The organism is Streptomyces sp. NPDC012510 (assembly GCF_042955065.1).
GTDB lineage: Bacteria > Actinomycetota > Actinomycetes > Streptomycetales > Streptomycetaceae > Streptomyces.
Map to the genome: position 1 here is coordinate 38,256 of NZ_JBIBEN010000002.1, position 6,817 is coordinate 45,072.

Annotated in this window: 5 protein-coding genes; 2 read left to right on the forward strand and 3 right to left on the reverse strand. The window is 71.6% G+C overall.

From position 1 onward, the window contains the following. The first annotated feature begins 32 nt into the window (after positions 1-32). Positions 33-848, forward strand: a complete 816-nt coding sequence (locus ACFY9I_RS03065) for a DUF3097 family protein (protein ID WP_390995879.1) — start codon at positions 33-35, stop codon at positions 846-848. Here ACFY9I_RS03065 and ACFY9I_RS03070 read toward each other — a convergent pair. From ACFY9I_RS03070 to ACFY9I_RS03080, 3 genes are all read right to left on the reverse strand, one after another. After that, positions 826-1,404: a Uma2 family endonuclease gene (locus ACFY9I_RS03070; RefSeq protein ID WP_390995882.1), complete on the reverse strand. Its 579-nt coding sequence runs from the start codon at positions 1,402-1,404 to the stop codon at positions 826-828. The two genes, ACFY9I_RS03065 and ACFY9I_RS03070, sit on opposite strands and share 23 nt — an antisense overlap. A gap of 101 nt (positions 1,405-1,505) precedes the next feature. Continuing rightward, the gene (hemW, locus tag ACFY9I_RS03075) at positions 1,506-2,738 is read right to left on the reverse strand and encodes a radical SAM family heme chaperone HemW (protein WP_390995885.1); all 1,233 of its coding nucleotides are present in this window, start codon (positions 2,736-2,738) and stop codon (positions 1,506-1,508) included. A 52-nt stretch (positions 2,739-2,790) separates the two neighbouring features. Then, positions 2,791-5,286: a SpoIIE family protein phosphatase gene (locus ACFY9I_RS03080; RefSeq protein WP_390995888.1), complete on the reverse strand. Its 2,496-nt coding sequence runs from the start codon at positions 5,284-5,286 to the stop codon at positions 2,791-2,793. Positions 5,287-5,419: 133 nt separating this feature from the next. Here ACFY9I_RS03080 and ACFY9I_RS03085 point away from each other — a divergent pair. Further along, positions 5,420-6,817 (forward strand): HAMP domain-containing protein (locus ACFY9I_RS03085; RefSeq protein ID WP_390995891.1); only part of this gene is annotated, 1,398 nt, incomplete at its 3' end.

Sequence of the window (6,817 nt, forward strand, 5' to 3'; positions counted from 1 at the left end):
TTCCGGGCGCCGCTTCTCCTATCGTCATCCGAATGCGCCAGTACTCACCCGATCTGACCCCTCCGTGGAAGAGGCCCAAGCCGGCCCCCGAGGTCCCGGCCGACCCCGGCCTGGTCGTCGAGGAGCCCACGACCGGCTTCTGCGGCGCGGTCATCCGCTGTGAGGCGGGCACGGTGACGTTGGAGGACCGCTTCGGCAAGCACCGGGTGTTCCCGCTGGAACCCCGTGGCTTCCTCCTGGAGGGCCGGGTGGTGACGCTGGTTCGCCCCTCGTCGTCGGCCCCCGCCCGCCCCTCCCGCACGGCCTCGGGCTCGGTCGCCGTCCCCGGCGCCCGCGCCCGTGTGGCCCGCGCCGGCCGCATCTACGTCGAGGGCCGCCATGACGCCGAACTCGTCGAGAAGGTGTGGGGTGACGATCTGCGCATCGAGGGCGTGGTGGTGGAGTACCTGGAGGGCGTGGACGACCTCCCGTCGATCGTCGCGGACTTCGCCCCCGGGCCCGACGCGCGCCTCGGGGTCCTGGTCGACCACCTGGTCCCCGGCAGCAAGGAGTCCCGGATCGCCACGTCGGTGACCAGCGAGCACGCGCTCGTCGTGGGCCACCCGTACATCGACATCTGGGAGGCCGTGAAGCCGTCGGCGGTGGGTATCGCGGCGTGGCCGCGCGTGCCGCGCGGGCAGGACTGGAAGACGGGGGTGTGCCGGGCGCTGGGGTGGCCCGCGGAGAACACGGGGGCGGTGTGGCAGGCGATTCTGGGGCGGGTGGGGTCTTACAAGGACCTGGAGCCGGAGTTGCTGGGGCGGGTGGAGGAGCTGATCGACTTCGTCACGGGTAGCGGTGAGGCCTGACGCCGGGCAAGGTGCCGAAGTCGCTCGTGTCCAGTTCAACTCCCAGGATCTCCAACGTCACCGGGTCACCGAACTTGGTGATCTGCTGCGTCAAGTAGTTGGCGTCCTCTCCCGCCCCCTCAGGCCTCGTCAGCAGTACACACTGCGCCATGATCGGATCGAGGATGAGATACGCGGGCACCTTGCCTGCTGCGTAGATCGACCTCTTGACTTCGTAGTCCTGGTGAACGCTGAACTTGGAGACGACCTCCACGACCATGGTGACCAGCTCAGACGGCAGCAGCCGACCCGAATCGGGCAAGAGGTCTCGCGCGACGACCACCAGATCCGGCACCGGCTCACTGGGTTCAGTCAGGATGTCGACGTCCTGAGTCTGAAGACGAGACCAGCGCGACCGCGGAATCTGGTCCTGTACATCGACGACGATCCTGTTGTGCACGATGTCAGGACTGGCCATCATCACGATTACCCCCCGGAGAAGCTCCACCTTGACGCCCTCGGGAGGCTCAAGCTCCTCGAAGTACCTGGTCATGTCGCGTTCGTCCACAGCGGTCATCTCCGTGGCCTCCATATCCGCCGCGTACTTTTCGGCGGCAGCCTACGAACCAGGTTAGGGATCGAACCGCCGTTTCGTAGCGGTTCACCCTCCGGAGAGGATCAGTCCACCAAGTCCCGCACCACCGCGTCCGCCAGCAACCGCCCCCGCAGCGTGAGCACGGCCCGCCCCTCCTCGTACGGCCCCGCCTCCAGCAGCCCGTCGGCCAGCGCCCGAGCCGCCGCAGCAAGCCCCTCTTCGCGCAGCAGGGACAACGGGCACCCCTCCCGCAGCCTCAGCTCCAGCAGAATGCGCTCGACCCGGCGGTCCTCGTCCGCCAGCAGCTCACGCCCGGCTCCCGGTGACTTCCCCGCCGCCAGCGCCCCCGCGTACGCCCCCGGGTGCTTGACGTTCCACCAGCGCACCCCGCCCACGTGGCTGTGCGCCCCCGGCCCCGCTCCCCACCAGTCGGCACCGCGCCAGTACAGCTCGTTGTGGAGGCAGCGGCCCGCGTCGGAGGTGGCCCAGTTGGAGACCTCGTACCAGTCGAAGCCGGCCGCCGAGAGCGTCTCCTCGGCGATGAGGTAGCGGTCGGCATGGACGTCGTCGTCCGTCATGGGTACCTCGCCCCGGCGGATGCGCCGCGCGAGCTGGGTGCCCTCCTCGACGATCAGCGCGTACGCCGAGATGTGATCCGGCCCGGCGCCGAGCGCGGCATCCAGGGAGGCCCGCCAGTCGTCGTCGGACTCCCCCGGCGTGCCGTAGATCAGGTCGAGGTTGACGTGGTCGAAGCCGGCCGCGCGGGCCTCCGCAACGCACGCCTCCGGGCGCCCCGGCGTGTGCGTACGGTCGAGCACGCGCAGGACGTGCTGCTTCGCGCTCTGCATTCCGAAGGAGAGACGGTTGAAGCCGCCGGCGCGGAGGGTCTCCAGGTAGGCGGGGTCGACCGACTCCGGGTTCGCCTCCGTCGTCACCTCGGCGTCGGCCGCGAGGCCGAACTCGTCGCGGATCGCCCCCAGCATCCGTACGAGGTCGTCGGCGGACAGCAGCGTGGGCGTACCGCCGCCCACGAAGACGGTCTCGACGGTCCTCTGATCGTCGCCGAGGATCTTGCGGGCCAGGCGGATCTCGTCGATCACGGTGTCCGCGTAGTTGTCGCGGGAGGCCAGGACGCCGCCGGTGCCGCGCAGCTCGGTCGCGGTGTAGGTGTTGAAGTCGCAGTAGCCGCAGCGGGTCGCGCAGTACGGGACGTGCAGATAGAACCCGAGGGGACGCTCGGCCGCGTCGGCCAGGGCGTGCGCGGGGAGCGCCCCGTCGTCAGGGACGGGCTCACCGTCGGGGAGTGCGGAAGGCATGCCTTCCATTGTCCAGCACGCCCGCCGGTCCTCGTTCCGCACTCGTTTCGCCCTACTCCGCCTGCAGCACGAGCAGCGCCAGATCGTCGTCCGGGGGCCGTTCTCCGAACTCGTGGACGAGGCGTCGGATGCGTTCGGCGATCAGCTGGGCGTCGAGTCCGGCGCAGCCGGCGAGCGCGCCGGTGAGACCGTCCCCGTCGTCGAACATGCGGGGGCCGCTGCGCCGCTCGGTGACCCCGTCGGTCACGCACAGCAGGGTGTCGCCGGGGTGCAGCTCGAACGTCTCGGAGACGTACTCGGTGTCCTCGATCACTCCGAGCAGCGTCTGCGGCTCGGCCACGGCCCGTACGTCGCCGTCGGGGCCCAGCAGCAGCGGCAGCGGGTGTCCGGCGGAGGCGAGGGTGCAGCGGACGCCGCCGTCGAAGGGGACGAGTTCGCCGTAGAGGAGGGAGAGGAAGCGGGTCTGGGGGCCGTCGGGGTCGACGAGGCCGGGGTCGCCGGCCGTGACCAGGGCGCGTGCGGCGGCGTCCGCCGCCTCGGTGGCGTCGTCGAGGAGGAGCTGGTTGAGGCGGTCGAGTACGTCCGCCACGCCGTAGCCCTCGCGGGCGAGCAGCCTCAGCCAGGGGCGGGCGAGGCCGATGACCACCGCCGCCTCGGGCCCCTTGCCCTGCACGTCGCCGATCGCGAAGCACCAGCGGCCTCGGCCCGCCGGGAACAGGTCGTAGAAGTCGCCGCTGGGTCCGCCCTTGTCGCACGGCTCGTACACGAGCGCGCTCGACACTCCGGGGATCTCGGCGACCGCGCCGGGTAGCAGTCCGCGTTGCAGGACGCGGCTGATGGTGACCTGGCGGGCGTACTGCCGGGCCGCGCCGATGGACAGCGCGATCCGTCGGCTGAGGTCCTCGACCAGCCCGGTCACCTCGTCCGGGAAGCGCGGCAGCCCGGCCCGACCGATGACCAGCGTCCCGAGCGGGCGCCCGCCGGCGATCAGCCGATAGGCGAGAGCGGCCCCGCCGTCACCACCGTCCGACGGCGCGTCGTCCCCCTGCCCAGGCGCCCCGCCTCGACCGTGCTGCCGGGATCCGCTTCCCTCCCGGCCCGGGTCTCCACCTTGGTCTTGCTCCGGCGCTCCGCCTCGGCCCCACTCCGGGAATCCGCTTCCCTCTCGCTCCGGAGGGGCGCTTCCGCATTGCTCCGCCGGGGTACTTCCGCTTTGCTCCGGAGTCGTACGGTCGCCCGGTGCCGCAGCCTCGGCTTCGCCTAGCCGCAGGCGTCCCCTGTCATCTGGCCCCGTCGACCCGCCCTCCGGGGCCCGTGCCGACCTTTCGTCGTTCCCCTTCTCAGGCGTTCCGCCTGCCGCGCTCGCCCCCGTTTCCGCCCCAGCCCACGGCCACGGCACAGGCACCGGCCGCGAGCGCACCGACTCGGGCAGTCTGGGTGGGGTCTTCTCCAGGGCTCGGCGGAGTTCCTCGATGCGGTTCTCGCTGCCGTGCCAGACGCGGGCGAGACGCGGGGCGGGCCCGAGTGAGCCGTCGCCGCCGCGCCAGCCCATCCCCTCGTCCTCCAGCCACACCGCGCACCAGTCGGCGAGCCTGGGCACCAGCAGTTGTCCGGCGAGCGCGGCGACCAGGTCCTCGTCCAGTTGCCCGGCGAGCAGGTCGGACGCCTCGGCGAGGAAGGAGAGGGCGCCCCGGTTCAGCCACTGCCGGTCGCGCTCCCCACCGTCGCGCGGCACGGGGGCGAGCAGGTCGACATGGCCCTCTCCGTGTCCGAGGCCGGCCTCACCGGCGTACGCCCGCGCATTCCAGCCCTCGTCACCCTCGGAGCCCCGCGCATCCCAACCGTCGTCACCCTCGGAGCCCCACACATCCCGGCCCGCTCCTCCCCCGTACGCCCCGAACGCCGCCCCAGGGCCCTGCCCGCCTCCGGCGCATGCCCCGGCGCTCCCCGCACCGGCGTACGCCCCCACGCCCCCCTCATCGCCGCCGTACGCCTCGAGCGCGTCCTCCACCGCCATCGCCCCGTCGACCGACAGCCGGGCCCAGACGGTCTTCATCCCCGTCCGGTAGGTGATCCCCCAGGCTTCGGAGAGCGCGGCGACAAGGCGCAGGCCGCGACCGTACTCCGCTGTGCCGTAGGGCCGTTCGACGAGGTACGGCCGCTCGGCGTCCTCGTCCCGTACCGCCCGGGAGGGATGGTGGTCCGAGACCTCGACGACCAGCCAGCCGGAGGCGGTGGGATCGTCGTGGCCCAGCCGGCACAGCAGGTCGACGTCCGTACCGGCGTGGACGACCGCGTTGGTGACCAGTTCGCTGACCACGACGAGCGCGTCCTCGACGAGGCGGGTGGAGAGGGCGGCGCCGGGCGGCTCCAGTTCCGCCCACTCGGCGAACGCCGCTCGGACGAAGCGCCGGGCGGCTCCCGGCGCGAGAGGCCCGCCGGGAAGCGATACGTGCGCCACCGCGCGCCGGTCGGCGCCCGCGCAGACACCCGCGCTCGCCAGGGCCCCGGCCCCCGCGTGCGCCGGCGCGTCAGGAGCACGGGACACGATCTCCCGTTGTGTCGGAATGGCCCCCACTGAGCGGCTCCCTGAGAAGTTCGGACGAATGGGCCTCAGGCGGCACGGACAGAGTGACAGACTGACCCCGCCCATAAGCGCCGAGTTACCGAAGTGGGCCACCATGAGTGACAACACTGCTACGCGGCTGCTCGAAGACGGTCAAAAAGGCAGCCGAACGGACGGACTGATCCGGGCATCCGATCTCCGTGCGCTGACGGCGGCGATGACCGCCGCGCGCGACGGCAGCTTCACGAAGGTCCCGGAGTCGGGCCCCGCGCCGGTGGCGGAGCTGTGCGCCCTCTTCAATCAGATCATCGACCGCAGTACGCACTTCGGCAGCGAAGTGCGGCGCGTGCGGCGGGAGTTGGTCCGGCACGGGCGGCTGGACGAACGGATCTCGGCCAGTCCCGGCCAGGGCGCCTGGGCGACCCGGGTCGACGAAGTGAACCAGACGCTGGACGCCCTGGTCGCTCCGGCCGCCAACGCCACCCGGGTACTGGACGCGGTGGCCGGTGGCGACCTCACCCAACGCGTCGACCTGCACGACGGCAACCGTCAACTCCGCGGCGATCTGCGCCGGTTGGGCCGCGCGGTGAACAAGATGGTCGACCAGCTCTCGCTGTTCACCGGCGAGGTGACCCGCGTCGCCCGCGAGGTCGGCACGGAGGGGCGGCTCGGCGGCAGAGCCAAGGTGCGTGGCCTGTCCGGAAGTTGGCGGGACGTGACCGAGGCGGTCAACACCATGGCCGCCCGGCTGACCGCGCAGGTGCGGGACATCGCCCTGGTGACCACCTCGGTGGCGCGCGGCGACCTCACCCGCACGGTGACGGTCGAGGCGACCGGCGAGTTGCTCGAACTGAAGCTCACCGTGAACACGATGGTCGACCAGCTCTCCGCCTTCGCCGACGAGGTCACCCGCGTCGCCCGCGAGGTCGGCACCGAAGGCCGGCTCGGCGGCCGCGCCCAGGTCCGGGGCGTCTCCGGCGTCTGGAAGGACCTCACCGACAACGTCAACTTCATGGCGTCGAACCTGACCTCACAGGTCCGCAACATCGCCCAGGTCACCACCGCCGTCGCCAACGGCGACCTCAGCCAGAAGATCACGGTCGACGCGCAGGGCGAGATCCTGGAGCTGAAGTCCACCATCAACACGATGGTCGACCAGCTCTCCGCCTTCGCCGACGAGGTCACCCGCGTCGCCCGCGAGGTCGGCACCGAAGGCAACCTCGGCGGCCGCGCCCAGGTCCGGGGCGTCTCCGGCGTCTGGAAGGACCTCACCGACAACGTCAACTTCATGGCCGACAACCTGACGTCCCAGGTCAGGAACATCGCCCTCGTCTCCACGGCGGTCGCCCAGGGTGACCTCGGCAAGAAGATCACCGTTGAGGCGAAGGGGGAGGTCCTGGAGCTGAAGTCCACCATCAACACGATGGTCGACCAGCTCTCCGCCTTCGCCGACGAGGTCACCCGCGTCGCCCGCGAGGTCGGCACCGAAGGCAACCTCGGCGGCCGCGCCCAG

What these genes read in the sequence shown, in the direction of transcription:
- ACFY9I_RS03065 (WP_390995879.1), top strand. Translation starts at nt 33, where the DNA reads ATGCGCCAGTACTCACCCGATCTGACCCCTCCGTGGAAGAGGCCCAAG.
- ACFY9I_RS03070 (WP_390995882.1), bottom strand. Translation starts at nt 1,404, where the DNA reads ATGACCGCTGTGGACGAACGCGACATGACCAGGTACTTCGAGGAGCTT.
- hemW (WP_390995885.1), bottom strand. Translation starts at nt 2,738, where the DNA reads ATGCCTTCCGCACTCCCCGACGGTGAGCCCGTCCCTGACGACGGGGCG.